Origin of the sequence: Pseudomonas sp. DWP3-1-2, assembly GCF_049896285.1 — a bacterium.
Classification (GTDB): domain Bacteria; phylum Pseudomonadota; class Gammaproteobacteria; order Pseudomonadales; family Pseudomonadaceae; genus Aquipseudomonas.
In genome coordinates this window covers 21,644-44,636 of sequence record NZ_JAFCTZ010000004.1, presented here as the reverse complement: position 1 = coordinate 44,636, position 22,993 = coordinate 21,644, and the positions used below count along the sequence as shown (strand labels likewise).

At 58.7% G+C, this 22,993-nt stretch carries 22 protein-coding genes; 14 read left to right on the top strand and 8 right to left on the bottom strand.

Annotation, left to right across the window (positions count from 1 at the left end):
* Positions 1-237 precede the first annotated feature (237 nt).
* The 4 genes from ACP7B0_RS12180 to ACP7B0_RS12165 all read left to right on the top strand — a co-directional run bounded on the left by ACP7B0_RS12180 (position 238) and on the right by ACP7B0_RS12165 (position 5,436).
* Positions 238-2,010 (top strand): N-acetylglutaminylglutamine amidotransferase, encoded by a 1,773-nt coding sequence (locus ACP7B0_RS12180; protein ID WP_426141614.1) that lies wholly within the window; start codon positions 238-240, stop codon positions 2,008-2,010.
* A gap of 4 nt (positions 2,011-2,014) precedes the next feature.
* A complete protein-coding gene (gene ngg, locus ACP7B0_RS12175) occupies positions 2,015-3,763 on the top strand; it encodes an N-acetylglutaminylglutamine synthetase (RefSeq protein WP_426141612.1) in 1,749 nt (582 codons plus the stop codon).
* Between the two features lie 96 nt (positions 3,764-3,859).
* Positions 3,860-5,062, top strand: a complete 1,203-nt coding sequence (locus ACP7B0_RS12170; protein ID WP_426141611.1) for an osmoprotectant NAGGN system M42 family peptidase — start codon at positions 3,860-3,862, stop codon at positions 5,060-5,062.
* A 146-nt stretch (positions 5,063-5,208) separates the two neighbouring features.
* Positions 5,209-5,436, top strand: coding sequence for a YheU family protein (locus tag ACP7B0_RS12165; protein ID WP_426141609.1), 228 nt, complete (start codon positions 5,209-5,211; stop codon positions 5,434-5,436).
* A gap of 16 nt (positions 5,437-5,452) precedes the next feature.
* On the opposite strand, the gene csrA is transcribed toward ACP7B0_RS12165, so the two are convergent.
* The 5 genes from csrA to ACP7B0_RS12140 all read right to left on the bottom strand — a co-directional run bounded on the left by csrA (position 5,453) and on the right by ACP7B0_RS12140 (position 9,356).
* On the bottom strand, positions 5,453-5,653 hold the full coding sequence (csrA, locus tag ACP7B0_RS12160; RefSeq protein ID WP_426141608.1) for a carbon storage regulator CsrA: 201 nt from the start codon (positions 5,651-5,653) through the stop codon (positions 5,453-5,455).
* Positions 5,654-5,917: 264 nt separating this feature from the next.
* Positions 5,918-7,576: a cation acetate symporter gene (locus ACP7B0_RS12155; protein WP_426141607.1), complete on the bottom strand. Its 1,659-nt coding sequence runs from the start codon at positions 7,574-7,576 to the stop codon at positions 5,918-5,920.
* The gene (locus tag ACP7B0_RS12150; RefSeq protein WP_002552552.1) at positions 7,573-7,884 is read right to left on the bottom strand and encodes a DUF485 domain-containing protein; all 312 of its coding nucleotides are present in this window, start codon (positions 7,882-7,884) and stop codon (positions 7,573-7,575) included. Before ACP7B0_RS12150 ends, ACP7B0_RS12155 begins: the two co-directional genes overlap by 4 nt.
* 192 nt (positions 7,885-8,076) lie before the next feature.
* Entirely contained in the window at positions 8,077-8,925 is an 849-nt protein-coding gene (locus tag ACP7B0_RS12145; protein WP_426141606.1) for a glycine betaine ABC transporter substrate-binding protein, read from the bottom strand.
* A 107-nt stretch (positions 8,926-9,032) separates the two neighbouring features.
* A complete protein-coding gene (locus ACP7B0_RS12140; protein WP_426141605.1) occupies positions 9,033-9,356 on the bottom strand; it encodes a hypothetical protein in 324 nt (107 codons plus the stop codon).
* A gap of 895 nt (positions 9,357-10,251) precedes the next feature.
* On the opposite strand from ACP7B0_RS12140, the gene ACP7B0_RS12135 reads away from it, so the two are divergent.
* From ACP7B0_RS12135 to ACP7B0_RS12125, 3 genes are all read left to right on the top strand, one after another.
* A complete protein-coding gene (locus tag ACP7B0_RS12135) occupies positions 10,252-11,550 on the top strand; it encodes a serine/threonine protein kinase (protein WP_426141604.1) in 1,299 nt (432 codons plus the stop codon).
* The gene (locus ACP7B0_RS12130; protein ID WP_426141603.1) at positions 11,543-12,355 is read left to right on the top strand and encodes an MlaA family lipoprotein; all 813 of its coding nucleotides are present in this window, start codon (positions 11,543-11,545) and stop codon (positions 12,353-12,355) included. Before ACP7B0_RS12135 ends, ACP7B0_RS12130 begins: the two co-directional genes overlap by 8 nt.
* Positions 12,356-12,915: 560 nt before the next feature.
* A complete protein-coding gene (locus ACP7B0_RS12125) occupies positions 12,916-13,770 on the top strand; it encodes a pirin family protein (RefSeq protein WP_426141601.1) in 855 nt (284 codons plus the stop codon).
* A 24-nt stretch (positions 13,771-13,794) separates the two neighbouring features.
* Here ACP7B0_RS12125 and ACP7B0_RS12120 read toward each other — a convergent pair whose 3' ends face one another.
* Entirely contained in the window at positions 13,795-14,979 is a 1,185-nt protein-coding gene (locus tag ACP7B0_RS12120) for a patatin-like phospholipase family protein (protein WP_426141600.1), read from the bottom strand.
* An 18-nt stretch (positions 14,980-14,997) separates the two neighbouring features.
* Positions 14,998-15,930 (bottom strand): lipid A biosynthesis lauroyl acyltransferase, encoded by a 933-nt coding sequence (locus tag ACP7B0_RS12115; protein WP_426141599.1) that lies wholly within the window; start codon positions 15,928-15,930, stop codon positions 14,998-15,000.
* Positions 15,931-16,049: 119 nt separating this feature from the next.
* Here ACP7B0_RS12115 and minC point away from each other — a divergent pair, with 119 nt between their 5' ends.
* From minC to ACP7B0_RS12085, 6 genes are all read left to right on the top strand, one after another.
* On the top strand, positions 16,050-16,790 hold the full coding sequence (gene minC / locus ACP7B0_RS12110; protein WP_426141598.1) for a septum site-determining protein MinC: 741 nt from the start codon (positions 16,050-16,052) through the stop codon (positions 16,788-16,790).
* A gap of 207 nt (positions 16,791-16,997) precedes the next feature.
* Positions 16,998-17,810: a septum site-determining protein MinD gene (minD, locus tag ACP7B0_RS12105; protein WP_426141597.1), complete on the top strand. Its 813-nt coding sequence runs from the start codon at positions 16,998-17,000 to the stop codon at positions 17,808-17,810.
* Positions 17,810-18,064: a cell division topological specificity factor MinE gene (gene minE / locus ACP7B0_RS12100; protein WP_426141596.1), complete on the top strand. Its 255-nt coding sequence runs from the start codon at positions 17,810-17,812 to the stop codon at positions 18,062-18,064. The genes minD and minE overlap by 1 nt, the downstream gene beginning before the upstream one ends.
* Positions 18,065-18,157: 93 nt before the next feature.
* Complete coding sequence (locus tag ACP7B0_RS12095) at positions 18,158-18,793, top strand: RluA family pseudouridine synthase (protein WP_426141595.1); 636 nt, start codon at positions 18,158-18,160, stop codon at positions 18,791-18,793.
* Positions 18,794-19,040: 247 nt separating this feature from the next.
* Positions 19,041-20,330: a M18 family aminopeptidase gene (locus tag ACP7B0_RS12090; protein ID WP_426141594.1), complete on the top strand. Its 1,290-nt coding sequence runs from the start codon at positions 19,041-19,043 to the stop codon at positions 20,328-20,330.
* A gap of 172 nt (positions 20,331-20,502) precedes the next feature.
* Positions 20,503-20,667 (top strand): hypothetical protein, encoded by a 165-nt coding sequence (locus tag ACP7B0_RS12085; protein WP_426141593.1) that lies wholly within the window; start codon positions 20,503-20,505, stop codon positions 20,665-20,667.
* A 139-nt stretch (positions 20,668-20,806) separates the two neighbouring features.
* Here the strand turns inward: ACP7B0_RS12085 and ACP7B0_RS12080 are convergent, their stop codons facing one another.
* Complete coding sequence (locus ACP7B0_RS12080; protein WP_426141592.1) at positions 20,807-21,526, bottom strand: UTRA domain-containing protein; 720 nt, start codon at positions 21,524-21,526, stop codon at positions 20,807-20,809.
* Between the two features lie 359 nt (positions 21,527-21,885).
* Here ACP7B0_RS12080 and ACP7B0_RS12075 point away from each other — a divergent pair, with 359 nt between their 5' ends.
* Positions 21,886-22,953 (top strand): ABC transporter substrate-binding protein, encoded by a 1,068-nt coding sequence (locus ACP7B0_RS12075; RefSeq protein ID WP_426141590.1) that lies wholly within the window; start codon positions 21,886-21,888, stop codon positions 22,951-22,953.
* Positions 22,954-22,993 lie beyond the last annotated feature (40 nt).

Below are 22,993 nucleotides of genomic sequence, written 5' to 3'. Positions count from 1 at the left end.
GGCGAATCTGTTCACGGACGGTCAAGGGTAAGCGCTGAAACTCACGCGACCTTTGTGGCCCTCTTCCCGATTGCCTGCGGCGTCGACGGCGGTGAAAGTGGCTGGCCTCGTTAAGCAGAGGACTCTGCACACCCTCTTATAACCGATTGATCTAAAACTCCACTGAATCCCACAGGTCAGTTCCTGAGTGGCCGAACTTTCTGGCCACCTTCCCCAACGGAAACCCGGTAAGGACTTATGTGCGGATTAGCAGGTGAATTACGTTTTGACCATCAACCGGCGGATCTGGCTGCGGTTGAGCGAATTACCCATGAGCTGGCGCCCCGTGGCCCGGATGCGTGGGGCTTTCATAGCCAAGGGCCGGTTGCCCTGGGTCATCGTCGACTGAAAATCATGGACCTGTCGGACGGCTCGGCGCAGCCGATGGTCGACAGCCATCTGGGGTTATCCCTGGCCTTCAACGGCGCGATTTACAACTTCCCGGAATTGAGGACCGAGCTGGAAGGCTTGGGTTATCAGTTCCACTCCGGCGGCGACACTGAAGTGTTGCTCAAGGGCTATCACGCCTGGGGCGTCGATATGCTGCCCAAGCTCAACGGCATGTTCGCTTTCGCCATCTGGGAGCGTGACAAGCAAGAGCTGTTCATTGCGCGTGACCGTCTCGGCGTCAAGCCGCTGTACCTGTCGCGCACCGACAAGCGCCTGCGGTTCGCTTCGTCGTTGCCGGCGCTGCTCAAGGGCGGCGACATCAGCGGCATGCTCGACCCGGTGGCGCTCAATCACTACCTCAACTTCCATTCCGTGGTGCCGGCACCGCGCACGCTGCTGGCCGGTGTTGAAAAACTGCCGCCCGCCAGCTGGATGCGTGTCGATGCAACCGGCAAGGTGGAGCAAGAAGTCTGGTGGCGTCTGCCGTATGGCCCGCATGCCGATGAAGTGAACTTCACCCTGGAAGACTGGCGTGACCGGGTTCTGGACAGCACCCGCGAAGCCGTGGCCATTCGTCAACGGGCGGCGGTGGACGTGGGCGTGTTGCTGTCCGGCGGCGTGGACTCCAGCATGCTGGTGGGTCTGCTGCGTGAAGTCGGCGTCGAGGATCTGTCGACCTTCTCCATCGGTTTCCAGGATGCCGGCGGCGAGCGCGGTGACGAGTTCCAGTATTCGGACCTGATCGCCAAGCATTACGGCACCCGCCATCATCAGTTGCGGATTCAGGAAAGCGAGATCATCGAGCAGTTGCCCGCGGCGTTCCGCGCCATGAGCGAGCCGATGGTCAGCCATGACTGCATCGCGTTTTACCTGCTCTCCCGTGAAGTCGCCAAGCACTGCAAAGTGGTGCAGAGCGGTCAAGGTGCCGACGAGTTGTTTGCCGGTTATCACTGGTACCCCCAAGTGGATGGTGCCAGCGATCCGGTGGCGGCCTACCGCGATGCGTTCGTCGACCGCAGTTATGACGAATACAAGGCCACCGTGCAGCCCAAGTGGCTGACGGCCAATGACGCGGCGGGTGATTTCGTTCGCGAGCACTTCGCTCAACCGGGTGCTGATGCGGCCGTGGACAAGGCCCTGCGTCTGGACAGCACGGTGATGCTGGTGGACGACCCGGTCAAGCGCGTGGACAACATGACCATGGCCTGGGGCCTGGAAGCGCGCACGCCGTTCCTGGATTACCGTCTGGTTGAACTGTCGGCGCGCATCCCAGGCAAGTTCAAGCTGCCGGACGGCGGCAAGCAGGTCTTGAAGGAAGCCGCCCGACTGGTGATCCCTTCCGAGGTCATCGACCGAAAAAAAGGGTACTTCCCGGTGCCGGGCCTCAAGCATTTGCAGGGCGACACCCTGAACTGGGTCCGCGAGCTGCTGCTTGATCAAAGCCAGGATCGTGGCTTGTTCAACCCGACCATGATCGACAAGCTGTTGACCGACCCTCAGGGCCAACTGACGCCATTGCGCGGCTCAAAACTCTGGCAGTTGGCGGCGCTGAACCTGTGGCTCAGCGAACAAGGACTTTGATCTGATGAAACAGAATCCGACGGCTTACAGCCAACGCCTGTTGCGCGGCCAATCGCCTTCGTATGAACGCCTGCAAGCCCGTCTGGCCGAAGACGGTTCGGACACCGATGCGCAGCCACTGGCCCTGCATTGTGGCTGGGGTCGGCTGTTGATCGGTCACACCTACCCGGACCCGGCCACCCTGGCCAACGAGCTGCTCAATGAAAAGCCGGGGGAACGCGACATCGCGCTGTACGTGGCCGCGCCGCAACAGGTGCTGGCCCAGTCGCCTCAGCAGCTGTTCCTTGACCCCTCCGATACCCTGCGCCTGTGGTTCAGCGATTACCGCCCGGCGCAGCGCGTGTTTCGCGGTTTTCGGATTCGCCGGGCGCAGAACAGCGCTGACTGGCAAGCCATCAACAACCTGTACCTGGCTCGAGGCATGCTGCCCATCGACCCCGAGTTATTGACGCCTCGTCACCAGGGTGGGCCGGTGTACTGGATCGCGGAAGACGAGCGCAGCAACGCAGTGATTGGCAGCGTCATGGGCCTGAATCATCAGAAAGCGTTCAATGATCCCGAAAGAGGCAGCAGCCTGTGGTGCCTGGCGGTTGATCCGCACTGCACACGGCCCGGTGTCGGTGAAGTGCTGGTGCGCCACCTGGTGGAGCATTTCATGAGCCGGGGCCTGAGCTATCTGGATTTGTCGGTTCTGCATGACAACGAGCAAGCCAAGGCGCTGTACGGCAAGCTGGATTTTCGCAATCTGCCGACCTTTGCCATCAAGCGCAAAAATGGCATCAACGAAGCGTTGTTTCTTGGCCCCGGCCCGCTGGGCGACTTCAATCCCTATGCGCGGATTATCGTCGAAGAGGCTCATCGCCGAGGCATTGAAGTCCAGGTGGATGACGCGCCAGCCGGGCTGTTTACGCTGGCCTACGGCGGTCGACGGATTCGTTGCCGGGAATCCCTCAGCGACCTGACCAGCGCCGTAAGCATGACGCTGTGCCAGGACAAAAGCATGACCCATCGGGCGCTGAAAGCCGCCGGCCTCAACGTGCCCGCGCAACAGTGTGCGAGCGATGACGAAGCCAATCTGATGTTCCTTGAAGAACACGAGCAGATCGTCGTCAAGCCGTTGAACGGTGAGCAGGGCCAGGGCGTTGCGGTCAATCTGCGCACCCCGGACGAGATGCGTGACGCCATCGAGCGCGCCCGTCAGTACGACTCCCGAGTGATTCTGGAAAGCTTCCATGAAGGGCTTGATTTGCGCATTGTCGTGATCGGCTTTGAAATGGTGGCGGCAGCGATTCGGCGCCCTGCAGAAGTGATCGGCGATGGTCGACACACCATCGGCCAATTGATCGAGGCGCAAAGTCGCCGTCGCTCGGCAGCCACCGGGGGTGAAAGCAGGATTCCTCTGGACGAGGAAACCGAACGCACCGTGCACGACGCCGGGTTTACCTATGACAGCGTGCTGCCCATGGATCAACGCCTGGGTGTGCGCCGGACGGCCAATCTGCACACGGGTGGCTGTCTGGAAGATGTCACTGCAATCCTGCATCCCGTGCTCGTTGACGCCGCGATTCGCGCCGCCCGGGCGCTGGACATCCCGGTGGTCGGCCTGGACCTGATGGTCCCCGCTGCCGACCAGCCGGAGTACGTATTCATAGAAGCCAACGAACGCGTTGGCCTGGCCAATCATGAGCCGCAACCCACGGCAGAACGTTTTGTCGATCTGCTGTTCCCCCATAGTTTGCCTGTGCACAGTTGAGAGCCGTCGCGTGCCCTGAGCGTCAAGCTGCAAGCAGACGTGTTCTGTCTTGTCGCTGACGACTCAGGGCTTGCTACTGCTCCGTAGGAGCCATACATGACCACTGCAAGAAATATCCCCGAACCGGATCTGAATTACCTGCAGAAAGTCCTGTTGGAAATGCTCGCGATCCCCAGCCCTACCGGCTTTACCGACACCATCGTGCGTTACGTCGCCGAGCGCCTGGAAGAACTGGGCATCCCGTTCGAACTGACCCGGCGCGGGACCATTCGCGCCACGCTGAAAGGCAAGCAAAACAGCCCGGACCGCGCCGTCTCCGCGCACCTGGACACCATCGGTGCCGCCGTGCGGGAAGTGAAAGACAACGGCCGCCTGTCACTGGCGCCGATTGGCTGCTGGTCGAGTCGTTTTGCCGAAGGCAGCCGAGTCAGCGTTTTCACCGACAATGGCGTCATTCGTGGCAGCGTTCTGCCGCTGATGGCCTCGGGACATGCCTTTAACACGGCGGTCGACGAGATGCCGATCAGCTGGGATCACGTCGAACTGCGCCTGGACGCCTACGCCACCACCAAGGCCGATTGTGAATCCCTGGGCATCGGGATCGGTGATTTCGTGGCCTTCGATCCGCTGCCGGAATTCACCGAAAGCGGCCACATCAGCGCTCGCCATCTGGACGACAAAGCAGGGGTCGCCGCTTTGCTCGCCGCCCTCAAAGCCATCGTCGAAAGCGGTGCCGAGCCGTTGATCGACTGCCATCCGCTGTTCACCATCACCGAAGAAACCGGCACCGGTGCTGCGGGCGTGCTGCCGTGGGACGTGAGCGAATTTGTCGGCATCGACATTGCGCCGGTCGCACCCGGCCAGCATTCCAGTGAACATGCGGTCAGCGTGGCGATGCAGGATTCGGGTGGGCCATACGACTACCACCTGTCCCGGCATTTATTGCGTCTGGGTGCCGAGAACGAATTGCCGGTCCGTCGGGACATGTTCCGCTACTACTTCAGCGACGCCCATTCGGCGGTCACATCCGGGCACGACATTCGCACCGCCCTGCTGGCCTTCGGCTGCGACGCCACCCACGGTTACGAGCGCACGCACATCGACAGCCTTGCCGGTTTAAGCCGTTTGCTGGGCGCTTACATGCTCAGCCCGCCGGTATTCGCCAGCGATGCGCAACCTGCCAGCAGTTCCCTGGAGCGGTTCAGTCATCAAATCGAACACGACGCCCAGATGGAATCCGACACCCGCGTGCCCCCGGTGGACAGCCTGATCGGGCAGAATCGCGAAGAAGTGGAATAAGCGACGGCGATGACACAGCAAGGTGGCGTTGCCGCCTTGCTGCTGGCGCGCCCCGCTTTTGAATCCTCCCTGGCATTTGTCCAAAACAAACCAGCATTTTCCAGTTCCCGGCACTATCATCGCCGGGAATTGATGCGAGAACGACCATGCTGATCCCTTACGACCAACTCGAAGCCGACACCCTCACCCGCCTGATCGAAGATTTCGTGACCCGTGACGGCACCGACAATGGCGACGACACGCCCCTTGAAACCCGCGTATTGCGCGTACGCCATGCCTTGAGCAAGGGCCAGGCCGTGATCTTTTTTGATCTGGAAAGCCAGCAGTGCCAACTGATGCTCAAGCATGAAGTGCCCAAGGAGTTTTTCGAGTAATTCTCGCGGGTGTCGATCAATGATCGGCGTCGACACTTGTGTGCGCTTGTGAGAGCTGCTGCGCAATGCGCCGGTACACCTCGGCCCGGTGGATCTTTACATGTCTGGGTGCCGTGATACCGAACCGCACTTGATTGCCCTGAATGCTCAGGATTTGCACCACGATGTCATCGCCAATGGAGAATGTTTCGCCTACTTCCCGCGTTACTACCAGCATTTTCCTACTCGCCTATTGCTAAAGAGAGTCAGGTTGCATGGGCACCTTTCACCCATCAATGGCTCGGCGGAAAATCAGTCATGTCCTTCATCTCTATCGGGAAAGCCTGAAAGAAACGTCCTACGCGCAGGCGTCACGCAGGTTTTTTTGATACCAGGCTTATGGCGTGGACCTGCCCACCTCATCTAAAACGTCCTGCAAAAAAAAACGCCCCGAACAGTCGGGGCGTTTTTGTCTCTTGCGAGTTACATCACATGAGTCGAATCAGTGGGACGTCGCGCCGCTGGCACCCAGGCCGGTCTGCGAGCGAACGAACTGAGGGAAGAACAAGGCGCGCTCACCCTCCGCCGATTTCGATTTGTCAGTGATGGAGAACAGCCAGATACCGAAGAATGCGATGGCGATGGAGAACAGCGCCGGGTATTCGTACGGGAAGATGGCTTTCTCGTTATGCAGGATCGTCACCCAGATGGTCGGACCCAGCACCATCAACACTACGGCACTGATCAGGCCCATCCAGCCACCAATCATGGCGCCACGGGTGGTCAGGTTTTTCCAGTACATGGAGAGCAGCAGTACCGGGAAGTTACAGCTCGCCGCGACCGAGAACGCCAGGCCAACCATGAACGCAATGTTCTGGCTTTCAAAGGCGATGCCCAGAAGGATTGCCACGATTGCCAAGGCAATGGTCGTGATCTTCGAGATACGAATCTCGTCCTTCTCGTTGGCTTTACCGGCCTTGATCACGCTGGCATACAGGTCATGGGAAACCGCCGAGGCGCCCGCCAGAGTCAAGCCGGCAACCACGGCCAGGATGGTGGCGAAGGCAACTGCCGAGATGAAGCCCAGGAACAGACTGCCACCGACCGCATCGGCCAGGTGAATCGCTGCCATGTTGTTACCGCCCAACAGGGCACCCGCCGCGTCCTTGAACGCCGGATTGGTGCTGACCAGCAGGATCGCGCCAAAACCGATGATGAAGGTCAGGATGTAGAAGTAACCGATAAAACCGGTGGCATACAGCACCGACTTGCGCGCTTCCTTGGCATCGCTCACCGTGAAGAAGCGCATGAGGATGTGTGGCAGGCCAGCGGTACCGAACATCAGGGCCAGCCCCAGCGAAAACGCTGAGACAGGGTCTTTCACCAGGCCGCCCGGGCTCATGATGGCTTCACCTTTGGGGTGAACCTTGATGGCCTCGGAGAACAGCACGTTGAAGTCGAAGTTGACGTGTTTCATGACCATCAGTGCCATGAACGACGCACCGGACAACAGCATCACAGCCTTGATGATCTGCACCCATGTCGTCGCCAGCATGCCGCCGAACAGCACGTACAGGCACATCAGGATACCCACCAGCACCACCGCAACGGCGTAGTCCAGACCGAACAGCAGCTGGATCAGTTTGCCGGCACCAACCATCTGCGCGATCAGGTAGAACGCAACCACCACCAATGAACCGCAGGCGGACAGGGTACGAATCTCCTTCTGCTTGAGGCGATAGGACGCCACGTCAGCAAACGTGTATTTACCCAGGTTACGCAGACGTTCGGCGATCAGGAACAGAATGATCGGCCAGCCCACCAGAAAGCCGATCGAGTAGATCAGGCCGTCATAACCGGAGGTGTACACCAGCGCGGAAATACCCAGGAAGGAAGCCGCTGACATGTAGTCACCGGCAATCGCCAGGCCGTTCTGAAAGCCGGTGATCTTGCCACCTGCGGAATAGTAGTCAGACGCCGTCTTGTTCTTTTTCGATGCCCAGTAAGTGATGTACAGGGTGAAAGCAACGAAAATGACGAACATGACGATTGCTGAAACGTTCAGCGGTTGTTTTTGCACAGCGCCGGTCAACGCGTCCGCAGCCCAGAGGGACGGTGCGAAGGCGGCCAGGGACGATACTGCCAAGAGGCGCCGGATCATTGCTGAGCCTCCTTCAGGATCGCGTTGTTCAGGTCATCGAATTCACCGTTTGCACGGCGAACATAAATCGCTGTCAACACGAACGCGGAAAGGATCAACCCTACCCCGATCGGCATTCCCCAAGTGATGGTTGAAGTCGGGCTCAGCTTGGCTCCCAGAATATGCGGGCCATAAGCGATCAAAAGGATAAAGGCCGCATACAGGCCAAGCATGATCGCCGAGAGAATCCAGGCGAAGCGCTCTCTTTTTGATACCAGCTCCTTGAAACGGGGGCTGTTTTGAATCGAGAGGTAAATGCTGTCGTTCATTGTTTTTGTCCTCGCAGCACAGATGAGATGTCACGCGTTCACTTTAGTCAGGTCTGGCGAGCGCTCCAGACGACCTTAGTATTAGAACAAGATTGTGGGACAGACCGAGCGACACCCCATCATGAGTACCCAAAAAAAACGCCGCCCGGTCGTCAAACCGGGCGGCGTTGGTGTTACGTCAGACAGGGCGAGTTATTTGCCGGTCCACTCTTTAACCCGGTCCGGGTGCTTGGCGACCCAGTCCTTGGCGGCGGCGTCGGGTTTGGCACCGTCCTGAATGGCCAGCATGACTTCCCCGATCTCATCCTTGGAAGCCCACTGGAACTTCTTCAGGAATTCAGCGATGTCCGGAGCCTTGGCTTCAAGGCCCTTGCTGCCAATGTTGTCAACGGTTTCAGCGGCACCAAAGACGCCTTTAGGATCTTCCAGGAAGCGCAGCTTCCACTTGGCGAACATCCAGTGCGGCACCCAGCCGGTCACGACAATGGATTCATTGCGTTTTTCGGCACGGGTCAACTCGGCGATCATGCCAGCGCCGGAACTGGCCTGAAGCTTGTAGCCGTCCAGCCCGTAATCCTTGATGGCCTGGTCTGTTTTGAGCATGACGCCCGAGCCTGCGTCGATACCGGTGATTTTCTTCTTGTAGGAGTCATCCGTCTTGAGGTCATCGATGGTCTGGGCTTTGACGTACTCAGGCACGATCAAGCCAATCTTGGCGTCCTTGAAGTTGGGGCCGTAATTGACCACTTGATCCTTGTACTTGGCGTAGTACTCGGAATGCGTACCTGGCAGCCAGGCCGAAAGCATCATGTCCAGCTTGTCGGTGGCCACGGCCTGCCACATGATCCCGGCCGCGAGCGATTGCAGTTTTACGTCATACCCCAGTTTTTGCTTGATCACTTCAGCCGCAACGTTGCTGGTGGCGACGCTGTCGGACCAGCCTTCGACATAGCCAATGCTCACTTCTTTGGCAAAAGCCAGCGTGGAACTGACAGCCAGTGCCAGAGCGGCACCCGCGCCCAGGATTTTTCGCATCTTCATCGTGACTTCCCCGGTAGTCCTGCGCCCGACGGCGGTCGGGCATCGTTAACGATTTATAAAGACCGCAGCTCGCGCCCAGCTTTGGAGCACCGCGCATCTTTCACGCCTCAACCACTGCCGCGAACGATGACCAGCACCGTTTCGACCCATTGATCATTAACCGGGACGATGATGGAACGTGCTCTGTCAGCGACGTCAAGGCATCGGGAAACGACATCACCAGGCCAGCAGCGACAAACAGGTCGTAAAACCCGCGCAAATCCGTCCGAAAATTGCATGGCAAAACAAGAAAGCAGGTTTCCGGGGATTTTTTCGGTAATCGGTGAACGCCGGAACGACGAGGTCACCCGTCCAGTCATCAAGGAAACACATTGTGTTACCGGATCATGACTCATCGGCCAGCAAGCGGGTAACACGGAAACAATTTGCATGACGTCTGCCCCGCTGCAATTAGCCTACGATCAGTAACCTATTGTTTTTAAAGCATTTGATAAAGTTGGCACAGGTTCTGCTATATCTCTGGCACAACAAGAATAAAAAGCGGCACACCTAATAAAAACAAGACGTAACGGCTCTGACATAACAAAAACAACGGCACAGAGACGCAGCTAACAGATTTTTTTGGAGTGGATCGGCTTTACAGGGGCGCCTTGATGGGCTTCGCAACCGGGCAGAGAACAACAAAACTACCATCAGGTAGCTCCCGTACTGGTTGGATTGAGAGGTTTCTTGAAGCACTGTTTCTTGGAGCACCGGATCAAAGCAGTTCAGCGCTCAAAAAAATACGTTTGCTCTTGATCCCGCATGGGGATCGCACAAGAAAGCAGTAAAGGGACTGGTCGCCAAAAACAAGAACAGGCCGCCCTAAAACAATAAAAAAAGAGCATGCACAACGATTTAAAGGGGAGCCTCGGCTCCCCTTTATGCTGTCCGGGTTTCGGGTTTTCAGGTGTCGTCAGGCAACGAACCTGAAGCGGGTCACCCCGAACAAGGTTCCCGTATTGATTCTCGGCCTCGTAGGGCGCGCACCTTCTCTTCATTAAGGAGGCGCAGTGATCGGGTCAATTGACGCCGAGCCAACGTGCGAGGACCCGCCGCCACACCCAGGGCAACCCGTAACGCGACAGGGGGCCTGGATGCCCCACGTCAGGCCCATCCAGCGCCTGCGACAACATTAAACGCACGCTGTTGCTCTATTAATGCAACAGAACGTGTATTGTCTCGAGGATTTTACGAAAGTTAGACTGCATGTACGGCACTTTGGCACTACATCGACGGTCATAGCCCGCGTACCTCATCAGCACTTCGTTCCCAAGGGATTTAGTCATGCTCCGTTTTCTGCGCTTTGCTGCCATCTTTGGCGGCCTCTGTTTGAGTGCGTCCGCTATGGCGGTCAATGTCGACCCCGCCACTTATGGTTTCCCTCTGACCAACCCGTTCGAAGCGACCATCGCCACGACGCCTCCGGATCTACGCCCGGACCTGCCGGCTGATGAGGATATCGATCAAGACGATTACACTCTCAACCTGCACCCTGAACGCGAATTCACCCTGCCAGATAACTTCTGGGCTGTAAAAAAATTGCGTTATCGCCTGGCCAAGCAAGATCACCCGGCACCGTTGATCTTCCTGATCGCAGGGACCGGCGCACCCTATAACAGCACCCTCAATGAGTTTCTGAAGAAGCTGTACTACGGCGCAGGCTACAACGTGGTGCAATTGTCCTCACCAACCAGCTACGACTTCATGAGCTCGGCCTCGCGTTTCGCAACGCCAGGTATCTCCAAAGAGGACGCCGAAGATCTGTACCGCGTCATGCAGGGTGTTCGTGCGCAACACAGCAAACTGCAAGTCACCGACTACTACCTGACCGGTTATAGCCTCGGCGCCCTGGATGCCGCCTTCGTCGCCCACCTGGACGAAACCCGCCGCAGCTTCAACTTCAAGAAAGTGCTGTTGATCAACCCGCCGGTGAACCTGTACACGTCCATCACCAACCTCGACAAGCTGGTACAGACCAACGTCAAGGGCATCAACAACAGCACCACATTCTATGAACTGGTTCTGGAAAAACTGACCCGCTACTTCCGTCAGAAAGGCTATATCGATCTCAACGATGCACTGCTGTACGACTTCCAACAGTCCAAGCAGCATTTGACCAACGAACAGATGGCCATGTTGATCGGCACCTCGTTCCGTTTTTCATCGGCTGACATCGCCTTTACGTCCGACCTGATCAACCGTCGCGGCCTGATCACCCCGCCCAAGTTTCCGATCACCGAGGGCACCAGCCTTTCGCCGTTTCTCAAGCGCGCGCTGCAATGCGATTTCGATTGCTACCTCACTGAACAAGTCATCCCGATGTGGCGTGCGCGCACCGACGGTGGCAGTTTGCTGCAACTGGTCGATCAAGTGAGCCTGTATGCGCTCAAGGATTACCTGCACACCAATACCAAGATTTCCGTCATGCATAACGCTGACGATGTGATCCTCGGTACCGGGGACCTGGGTTTCCTACGCAAGACTTTCGGTGATCGCCTGACCGTTTACCCTTACGGCGGGCATTGCGGCAACCTTAACTACCGCGTCAACACCGACGCCATGCTGGAGTTTTTCCGTGGCTAAACGTCTTTTACTCATTGCTGCCCTGCTTTGCTCGGGCGCGACCTACGCCGCTGACGCGACCAATACCAATCTGGCGGCCCACCCCGCTACCGTCGTCCGCGATGACGACTCAGACGGTTTCACGCAACCGCTGAACGCCTTGAAGTTCAATCCGGGCCTGGACCAGCGGGAGTTCGAACGCGCCACACTCAACGCACTGGAAGTGTATGACCCGCTGGAGTCGATGAACCGCCGGCTCTATCACTTCAACTACCGCTTTGACGAATGGGTGTTCCTGCCGGTGGTCAACGGCTACCGCTACGTCACCCCTGGCTTCGTGCGCACGGGCGTCAGCAACTTCTTCGCCAACCTGGGTGATATTCCCAACCTGGTCAACAGTCTGCTGCAGTTCAAGGGCAAGCGTTCACTGGATACAACCGGTCGCCTGCTCTTGAACACCACCATCGGCATTGCCGGCTTGTGGGACCCGGCCACCATGATGGGACTGCCGCGCCAGAGCGAAGACTTCGGCCAGACTCTGGGCTTCTATGGCGTACCTGGCGGCCCTTACCTGGTGTTGCCGTTCCTCGGCCCATCCAACCTGCGTGACACTGGGGGCCTGGTATTCGACTTCGCAGCCGGATCCCAGATCAACTTCCTGAACGTCTCCCAGGTCAGCCAGGATCACCCGGAAATCTACGCCCTCCAAATCGTTGATCGGCGCTACACCACGAGCTTCCGCTACGGCCAGATGAACTCGCCGTTCGAATACGAAAAGGTGCGCTACGTCTACACCGAAGCCCGCAAGTTACAGGTTGCCGAGTAACCTGTAACGCGTGACAAAAACGGCCAACCGGAGTGATCGGGTTGGCCGTTTTTTTATGCGTGGTTATTGTAGGTACGCTGTTGCAAGGGTTGGAATCGCAGGTGCACTTCTGCTTTTGCTTTTCGTCCGCGATAGCCCAGACACCGCCAAACGCGCGTCGGGAGGCTGAGTGGAGGTGTTGGGGTGGGGTGCGCTGGGCATGAATGCCGAGCGAGCGCCGTTGGGCCATGGATGGCCCGTCGGCGCGTCGCCCCACCCCGACACCGGAGCGAAGGAACCCCTGCGAAGCAGGGGCCGGACGTCAGCGCAAACGGTTTTCGTCTATTTTGCCACGACAAAATGGACCCGGCCGTCAGGACGGAACCTCAAGACGCAGCACCGTCAACGCTGTGGTTGCAACCGGATCAGATCGCGCCACCCAAAGAACAAAGAACAAAGAACAAAGAACTGTGAAACGCTAACCATCCATATAACCGATAGATAACACAGAAAATTCGCAACCATCCATCGACACAATAGGCATACCATCCTCCGTATTCCCCTCTGAGGAGCGCATTACCATGACTCAACATCGCAAAGTACTGTCGATCCAGGCTGGCCAACCCACCTCCGATGGTGCTGGCGTCAGTCTGACCCGCGTGTTCGGCGGGCCGGGTGTCGAACAGTTCGACCCGTTCCTGATGCTCGATGAGTTTGGTTCGGACAATCCGGATGAATACATTGCGGGCTTTCCACCCCATCCGCATCGGGGCTTCGAGACGGTGACCTACATGCTCGAAGGGCGCATGCGGCACGAGGACCACATGGGCAATGTCGGTTTGCTTCAAGGCGGCGGCGTGCAGTGGATGACGGCAGCGCGAGGCATTATTCACAGTGAAATGCCGGAGCAGGAAGAAGGCGTGATGCGCGGCTTTCAGCTCTGGTTGAACCTGCCGGGCAAAACCAAGCTGAGTGATGCCAGTTATCAAGATATCCAGCCGGAGAACATCCCGCGCCTGACCACTGAGGCCGGGGTGGAGGTGGTGGTGATTGCGGGTCGGTTCGATGATGGATCGGTGCAACAGATGGGCGCCGTGCAGCGTCCGGATACCGAGCCGCAGTACTTCGACTTTCATATGCCAGCCGGCAGCCGCATCAGCCCGCGCATCCCCGAGGGGCATCGGGCCTTGCTGTATGTCTACGAAGGTACGCTGGAGATCGCAGGCCAGCCGCAAGCGGTCAGCGCCAGTCGTTTGGTGCGTTTATCCAACGAAGGCCAACTGCAATTGAACAGCGCTGCGGGTGCCCGGGTGTTGTTGATTGCCGGCAAGCCACTGGGCGAACCCATCGTGCAGTACGGCCCTTTCGTGATGAACACTCGAGAGGAAATCGAACAGGCACTGCGGGATTTTCGCGATGATCGACTGACGGCGTGACCCTGGATAGGCGGGAGCGCCGCCCTATAACCGCAAAAATCGCTTCAACTGCTCGCCCTGGGCCATCGCATCGTAACGGCCCAGTTCGATCAGTTCGCTGCAATACCCCGCCTCGAAGAGCAGGTAGCTCAGTACGCTGGCGCCGCTGGTCTTGGTCGCGCCCGGCCCGCGCAGAAAGGTGCGAAGCGCCGGCGGCAGTTCGCGACGGTGTCGGGCGGCAATCTGGTCGATGGGCTGACTGGGTGCAATCACCAGCACCTCCACGGGCGCGAGGCCCTGTTGGCGTACCCGTTGCTCACACGGCATCAGGTGACCGAGCAGATTCATGCGTTCCAGCACTTCGATGTCGCCTTCAAGGCTGTCGATGAAGGTGCTGTTGAGCAGGTGTCCACTGATCTGCGCCAGGCTTGGCTGCGCGCCGGTGGTGGTGATCCGCCCGGCATCCCGGTTGGTGTCGGCACCCCGGGGGTTCCCGCTGACGCCCACGACCAGCACCCGATTGGCGCCCAGGTGCAACGCAGGGCTGATCGGCGCAGACTGGCGTACCGCGCCATCACCGAAATACTCCTGATCGATTTTCACCGGAGCGAACAGCAGCGGAATCGCTGAACTGGCCAGCAGATGATCAATGCTCAATTGCGCAGGCACCCCTACGCGGCGGTGGCGCAGCCAGGGGTCAATGGTGCCCTTGCCTTGATAGAAGGTCACCGCATGTCCTGACTCGTAACCGAACGCAGTCACCGCCACCGCTCGCAGATGTTGCGCTTTAATGGCGGCGTCGATGCCTGTCAGATCCAGCCGGCTCATCAGCAGGTCACGCAGGGGCGAACTGTCGAGCAGCGCAACCGGAATCTGTTTGCCCAGCCCCAGCAAACTCTTGCTCACAAACCGCGCCGCCTGACGTGTCACGCCCGGCCAGTCGCTGCGCAGCACCTGATGGCTTCGAAACCCTTGCCAGAACTCGGTGAGTTGATGGATCGCCGTACGAAAATGCAAGGCACCACTGGCCAGTTTCACCGCGTTGATCGCCCCGGCCGACGTGCCGACGATGACGGGAAACGGATTGGGTGCGCCTGGCGGCAGCAAATCAGCAATGCCCGCCAGCACGCCGACCTGATAGGCCGCACGAGCGCCACCGCCAGACAGAATCAACCCGGTAACGGGCTCGACGTTATTCACAGCGTCCATTGCGACAGCGTTTTCGGGCATCAAGGGCTCCGCCTCAGGTCATGTGCGCTTTTTATACAGTTTCGGTTCGCCCGGCGGTCGGCTTTTGAAGCGGCGATGTGCCCACAAATACTGCGCCGGGCACTCCGTGATGGCACGTTCTACCCACTGATTGATGCGCAGGCAATCGACTTCGTCGCTTTCGCCGGGAAAGTCCGGCAAAGGCGGATGGATCACCAGTCGATAGCCACTGCCATCCGTCAGACGCTGCTGGGTGAACGGCACGACCTGCGCGCGACCAAGGCGTGCGAACTTGCTGGTTGCCGTCACCGTGGCCGCCTGAATGCCGAACAACGGCACGAAAACACTCTGTTTGGCACCGTAATCCTGATCCGGCGCGTACCAGATGGCGCGACCGGCACGCAGCAGTTTGAGCATCCCGCGTACGTCTTCGCGCTCAATGGCAAGGGAATCAAGGTTATGCCGCTCGCGACCGCGACGCTGAATGAAGTCAAACAGCGGGTTCTTGTGCTCGCGGTACATGCCGTCAATGGTGTGTCGCTGCCCCAGCAACGCCGCGCCCACTTCCAGCGTGGTGAAATGCAGGGCCATGAGAATGACCCCCTGCCCCTGTTGTTGCGCGCTTTGCAGATGTTCCAGCCCTTCGATGTGGGCAAGTTTCGCCAGACGTCCCCTGGACCACCACCAACTCATGGCCATCTCGAAGAAGGCGATGCCCGTGGAAGCGAAGTTTTCCTTGAGCAGCCGTTTGCGCTCCTCCCGGGACAATTGGGGGAAACACAGCTCCAGATTTCGCGAGGCGATGTATTTTCGATCAGTGGCAAACCGATACATGACCGCACCCAAGGCGCGACCGATGGCCAGTAATACGCGAAACGGCAGCTGGACAACCAGCCACAGCAGCCCCAGCCCCAGCCACAATGGCCAGAATCGGGGGTGAAGAAAACAGGCTCGAAAACGTGGGCGATCCATCAAAGCGTCCGTCAGAACAATGGCCGCGCATTCTACATCGGTTCGACCCGGCTTGCGGCTAGCGGACGATCTCGTTATAAGTCTCGGCACTTTTAGCGACAAGCTGTTGTATGCCGACCATGAGCCAAATCGAATCGCAAGACCAGGATCCCGTCTTCCAGCTGAAGGGCAGCATGCTGGCCATCACGGTGCTGGAACTGGCCCGGAACAATCTTGAAGCGCTCGACCGTCAACTGGCGGCCAAAGTGGCGCAGGCCCCCAATTTCTTCAGTAACACCCCGCTCGTACTGGCGCTGGACAAGCTCCCGGCCAACGGCGGCCCCGTGGATTTGCCCGGCCTGATGCGCATCTGTCGCCAGCACGGGCTGCGCACGCTGGCGGTCCGCGCCAATCGCATCGAAGACATCGCCGCCGCCATTGCCATTGATTTGCCGGTGCTGCCGCCTTCTGGCGCGCGGGAGCGTCCTCTTGACCCTGTCGAAGGTGAAGCGGCAAAGAAAAAGATCGAAACACCACCCGAGCCGACCATCAAGCCAACCCGGATCATTACCTCGCCGGTACGCGGCGGGCAGCAGATTTACGCTCAAGGCAGCGATCTGGTGGTCATCGCCCCCGTGAGTCCGGGTGCGGAACTTCTCGCGGATGGCAACATCCATGTTTACGGCCCAATGCGTGGCAGAGCATTGGCAGGCATCAAGGGTGACACAAAGGCCCGGATTTTTTGCCAGCAATTGGGCGCCGAACTGGTCTCGATTGCCGGTCAATACAAGGTTTCCGAAGATTTACGCAGGGACCCGCTTTGGGGTGCGGCCGTTCAGGTCAGCCTGTCCGGCGATGTGTTGAACATCACCCGGCTTTAACGGATACTGCGCCATTTTTAACGCATCTCTGATTCGTCGCGAAAACGTAGCAAAGGTTGTAGGAAATCCGGGGATTTTTACTTTTCCGGCACATCGCCCTCGATTCAGAACCCAGGGCTACGTGGTTTCCATCATTGTTCGACTGCCGCCGCTTCAAGGGACGCTCTTCAGGGACTAACTGTCTTTTTCCTCTAGGGGTGATACACCTTGGCCAAGATTCTCGTAGTTACATCCGGCAAGGGCGGCGTGGGCAAGACCACCACCAGCGCCGCTATCGGCACCGGCCTTGCACTGCGCGGGCACAAAACAGTTATCGTCGACTTCGACGTCGGCTTGCGTAACCTCGACCTGATCATGGGTTGCGAGCGACGCGTAGTGTATGACTTCGTCAACGTCGTCAATGGCGAAGCCACGCTGACCCAGGCGCTGATCAAAGACAAACGTCTGGAAAATCTGTACGTGCTGGCCGCCAGCCAGACCCGCGACAAAGACGCCCTGACCGTAGAAGGCGTCGAAAAGATTCTGATGGAGCTCAAGGACACGTTCGAATACGTGGTCTGTGACTCCCCTGCCGGTATCGAAAAAGGCGCTCACCTGGCCATGTACTTCGCGGATGAAGCGATTGTCGTGACCAACCCGGAAGTGTCCTCGGTACGTGACTCGGACCGGATGCTGGGCCTGCTGGCCAGCAAATCCCGTCGTGCCGAGCGCAACGAAGACCCGATCAAGGAACACCTGCTGCTGACCCGCTATAACCCTGAACGCGTCACCAAGGGTGAAATGCTGGGCGTGGAAGACGTGGAAGAAATCCTCGCTATCCGTTTGTTGGGCGTAATCCCGGAGTCCCAGGCCGTCTTGAAGGCGTCCAACCAGGGTGTCCCGGTTATTCTCGACGACCAGAGTGACGCCGGTCAGGCCTACAGCGACGCTGTGGACCGCTTGCTGGGCAAGGAAGTGGCGCATCGATTCCTCGACGTGCGTAAAAAGGGCTGGATAGAGCGGCTGTTCGGAGGCAAATAATGAACATTTTCGACTTCTTTCGTGCCAATAAAAAGGTCAGTACCGCGTCAGTCGCGAAAGAGCGTCTACAGATCATCGTGGCGCATGAACGCGGCCAACGGACGACCCCGGACTATCTTCCCGCCTTGCAGAAGGAACTGGTGGAAGTGATCCGCAAATACGTCAACATCGGCTCCGATGACGTGCATGTGGCTCTGGAAAACCAGGGCAGCTGTTCGATTCTGGAACTCAATATCACCCTGCCTGATCGTTGATCCGGCGGGTGTCAGCGGCGGTATACGCGGCGCTCTGCAAAGGGCGTCGCCTGTACCGCCGTTGGCGTTTCTCCCGTTTCGAGGCCGTTGCACATGCCATTGTCGAACATCCGCATCATTCACCAGGACACTGCCGTTCTGGTGATCGATAAGCCCACCCTGCTGCTTTCCGTTCCCGGCCGGGCGGAAGACAACAAGGACTGCCTGATTACCCGCCTGCAGGAAAACGGTTATCCCGAGGCCCGTATTGTCCACCGACTGGACTGGGAAACGTCCGGGATCATCCTGCTCGCTCGCGACGCGGACACCCATCGCGAACTGTCCCGCCAGTTTCATGACCGGGAAACCGAAAAAGCCTACACCGCCCTGTGCTGGGGCCAGCCAGCCCTGGACAGCGGCAGCATCGACTTGCCGTTGCGCTACGATCCACCCACCAAGCCTCGGCATGTGGTGGACCACGAAATCGGCAAACACGCTCAGACATTCTGGAAAGTGCTGGAACGCTGCGGTGACTATTGCCGTGTCGAGTTGACGCCGATTACCGGCCGCTCGCATCAACTGCGCGTGCACATGCTTTCGATCGGCCATCCGTTACTGGGCGACGGGTTGTACGCGCCCCCCGAAGCGCTGGCGGCTTATCCGCGCCTATGCCTGCATGCCAGCATGTTGGCGTTCACCCATCCACAGACCGGCGAGCGGCTGCGGTTTGAGTGCCCGGCTCCGTTCTGAGTGGTCGGCTGATTGCGCTTGATCGCGTGGTGCCAATCACAACGTGGCGTAGCTGATGTCGGTTCCGTCCTGACGGCCGGGTCACTTTTGTTTCGACAAAGTAACGCGCCGTAAGGGCGCAAAGGTGAATCGGCGTCGCCACGCAAATGGATATGTCCCCAATATCAACCCAACCCAAAGCAAACCCGCAACTACACGCCCCATCCCAATACGGTAAACTCCGCGCCATTGCTGTCTGGAGTAACTTATGCGCGAAGAGCTGAACCAGGGTCTGATCGATTTCCTCAAGGCCTCTCCTACACCGTTCCACGCCACTGCCACCCTCGTTCAGCACCTGGAAGCCTCGGGCTTTCAGCGCCTGGACGAACGGGAAACCTGGTCGACCGAAACCGGCGGGCGTTACTACGTCACCCGCAATGACTCCTCCATTGTCGCGTTCCGACTGGGCCGTCAGTCGCCGCTGACAGGCGGCATCCGCATGGTCGGCGCTCATACCGACAGCCCATGCCTGCGGGTCAAACCACAGCCTGAACTCCAGCGCCAAGGCTTCTGGCAACTTGGCGTCGAAGTCTACGGCGGCGCCCTGCTCGCCCCGTGGTTCGACCGCGACCTGTCCCTCGCCGGCCGCGTGACCTTCCGCCGCGACGGCAAGGTTGAAAGCCAGTTGATCGACTTCAAATCGCCGATTGCCGTGATCCCGAACCTGGCGATTCACCTCAATCGCACCGCTAACGAAGGCTGGGCGATCAATCCGCAGACCGAACTGCCGCCGATCCTCGCTCAGGTGGCCGGTGATGAGCGTGCGGATTTCCGCGCCCTGCTCGCCGACCAACTGGCCCGTGAACATGGCTTGAACGCCGACGTGGTGCTCGATTACGAGCTGAGTTTCTACGACACCCAGGGCGCCGCTGTGGTGGGGCTCAATGCTGACTTTATCGCCGGTGCACGCCTGGACAACTTGCTGTCTTGTTATGCAGGCCTGCAAGCGCTGCTGGGCACCGACTCCGACGAGACGTGCCTGCTGGTCTGCACCGATCACGAGGAAGTGGGTTCGTCCTCCACCTGTGGCGCCGACGGCCCGATGCTCGAACAGGTCATTCAGCGCCTGCTGCCGGACGGCGAAGATTACGTGCGTACCGTTCAGAAATCCTTGTTGGTGTCCGCCGACAATGCCCATGGCGTGCATCCCAACTACGCCGAGAAACACGACGCCAACCATGGCCCGAAACTCAATGCCGGCCCGGTGATCAAGGTCAACAGCAACCAGCGCTACGCCACCAACAGCGAAACCGCCGGATTCTTCCGCCATCTGTGCATGGCTGAAGAAGTGCCGGTGCAGAGCTTTGTGGTGCGCAGCGACATGGCCTGCGGCTCCACCATCGGCCCGATCACCGCCAGTCACCTTGGGGTGCGCACCGTGGACATCGGCCTGCCGACCTTTGCCATGCACTCGATTCGCGAACTGGCGGGCAGCCATGACCTGGCGCATCTGGTGAAGGTTCTGGGCGCGTTTTACGCGAGCCATGAATTGCCGTGATCTTCGGCCTGTAAGCGCGTGCCTTCGCCAATGAACCCGCCCCACAACGCTCTTGCCCAGGTGGCAACACGTTCAACGGCGAAGGCCCTCGCTTTGCAAATCGTTGCCTTACATCAGGCCTGCTCTCCAAACCCGGCCTAAACTTATGGCATCTGCCCCGGAGCCTGATGCCATGAATGCTTTCTACGCCATGCTGCTGCCTATCACGATCGGGATGCTGCTGTTGTGTGTGGGTTACAGCTATCGGGAGCGCGGAAGCGGTGTTTTCATGATCTGGCTGGGAATGCTGCTGATCCTGGGCACCATTGGGTTCAAGATTCTGGAAAAGCTGACCTGAGCATCGCCCGCGATAAAATACCCGGTCGCTGGGGTATCCGGCTCGCCTGCGAGGGACAATAACGCGGTGTGTCGGGTCACCGAGGCGGCTGATTCGCAGGCAAGCCTCGCCGACGACTCGACCCGAATCGCATTTCAATTCAAATATCCTTCACCACCGCACTCACGTGAATCGCGTCATGACGCCAGTATTCAAGGTCGCAGTCGATCAGGCGGCCTTGCTGGTCGTAATTGACCCTGACAATACGCAGGCCCGGGCTGCCGAGGGAAACCTTCAGCGCGGACGAGGCTTCAGCGTGCAGCGCGGTGGGCACCATTTCGAAGCGAACCTGACCGTATCGCAGGTTGTATTGGCTGGCATACAGTTCGGTCAATGACTGATTCAGGTCGAAATCAAGAATTCCCGGGAAGTATTCCGGGTTCAGGTAGTGCTCCACATACAGCACCAACCGCTGATCAATACGCCGGGCACGGCAGATCTGGATGACGCTGGACAGCGCCGGGAGTTGAAGCAGTTCGCAGATCTTCGCCGAGGCGGGTTGCAGCCGCGCGCTGATCACCTGAGTCCCGGCCACCCTCCCCTGAGCGCCCACCATGGCGTGAAAGTGGCTGCGCCGCATCAAGTCATAGGCAAGACGCGGTGGCGAAATGAACCAGCCACGGCGCTCCTCTCGATAAATCAGACCCAACGCCTCGAGCTGCACCAAGGCTTCGCGCAAGGTAATGCGGGTGGTATCGAACACTTCGCTGAGCTTGCGTTCAGCGGGCAACTTGCTGCCAGGCGGGAGCAAACCGTGCTCGATCTGCTCTTGCAGCGCATTGCAAATGGTTGTCACCGCACGGGGTACTTCTTCGCGCATCAGGTTACCTATCTGGACTAGACCAGCGCCATTCCGGGGCACAGGCTGCTCGGACGCACCGCTCGATGCGTGCAAACAGCCTATTGAGCGTAGATGACTATTGAGTGACAAAGCGCATCACGAACCATGCCAATGCGGTCGTTCAAAATGATTTAGCCCTTACAGATCAACTGTTTGCCGATGGTCTACGCTTAGGCCACGGCTGGTATCCCGATCCAGGGACAAGCCACCAAAAAGCCATGCCGACATGAAAATGTCATTGAAAGGGCCTAACTTGGCTCAGGTATTGCTGACCTAGACCAACCCACCCGCAATGAACACTTCTAAAAAATCTTGAAGAAGTGCACAAGGAGCTTCGAATGAAACACCTTTTGCTGGCATCACTCCTCGGTTCCGCTATCGCCTTTAGCACCGCCGCCATGGCGGCGGATGTAGACCTCAAGACCCTTGAAGCCGCGGCCAAGACCGAAGGCGCGGTCAATAGCGTCGGCATGCCCGATGACTGGGCGAACTGGAAAGGCACCTGGGCTGACCTGCAGGCCAAATATGGTCTCAAGCACATGGACACCGACATGAGCTCGGCGCAGGAAGTGGCCAAGTTCGACGCGGAAAAAGACAACGCCAGTGCCGACATCGGCGACGTGGGCGCAGCCTTCGGCCCCATCGCGGTCGCCAAGGGCGTTACGCAACCCTACAAACCCACGACCTGGAGTCAGATTCCGGACTGGGCCAAGGACAAGGACGGCCATTGGGCACTGGCCTACACAGGCACCATCGCATTTATCGTCAACAAGAAATTGCTGCACGGTTCTGAAGTGCCGACCAAATGGACTGACCTGAAAGACGGCAAATACAAAGTCACCATCGGCGACGTCAGCACCGCGGCCCAGGCGGCCAACGGCGTACTGGCGGCAGCGATCGCCATGAAAGGCGACGAAAGCAATATCGCTCCAGGCCTGCAACTGTTCACCGAGCTGGCCAAGCAAAAGCGTCTGGGCATCAATAACCCGACTATCCAGAGCATGGAAAAAGGTGAAGTCGAGGTCGGTATCGTCTGGGACTTCAACGGCCTGAGCTACAAAGCCAAGATGGCCAATCCTGACGATTATGTCGTGCTGATCCCGTCTGACGGCTCGGTGATTTCCGGCTACACCACCATCATCAACAAATACGCCAAACACCCGAACGCCGCCAAGCTGACCCGTGAGTACATCTTCAGCGACGCCGGTCAGACCAACCTGGCACGGGGTAACGCACGTCCGATTCGCGCCGAACACCTGAAACTGCCGGAAGACGTGCAGAAGCAACTGCTGCCAAACGAGCAGTACAAAGGTGTAACGCCTATCAAGAACGCCGCGGCATGGGAAGCGACTTCCAAGAAACTGCCACAGCTCTGGAACGAACAAGTCATCGTCGAAATGCAATAACCCAAACCCGTTTGCAATCGAGCGGCACACGCAACAAAAG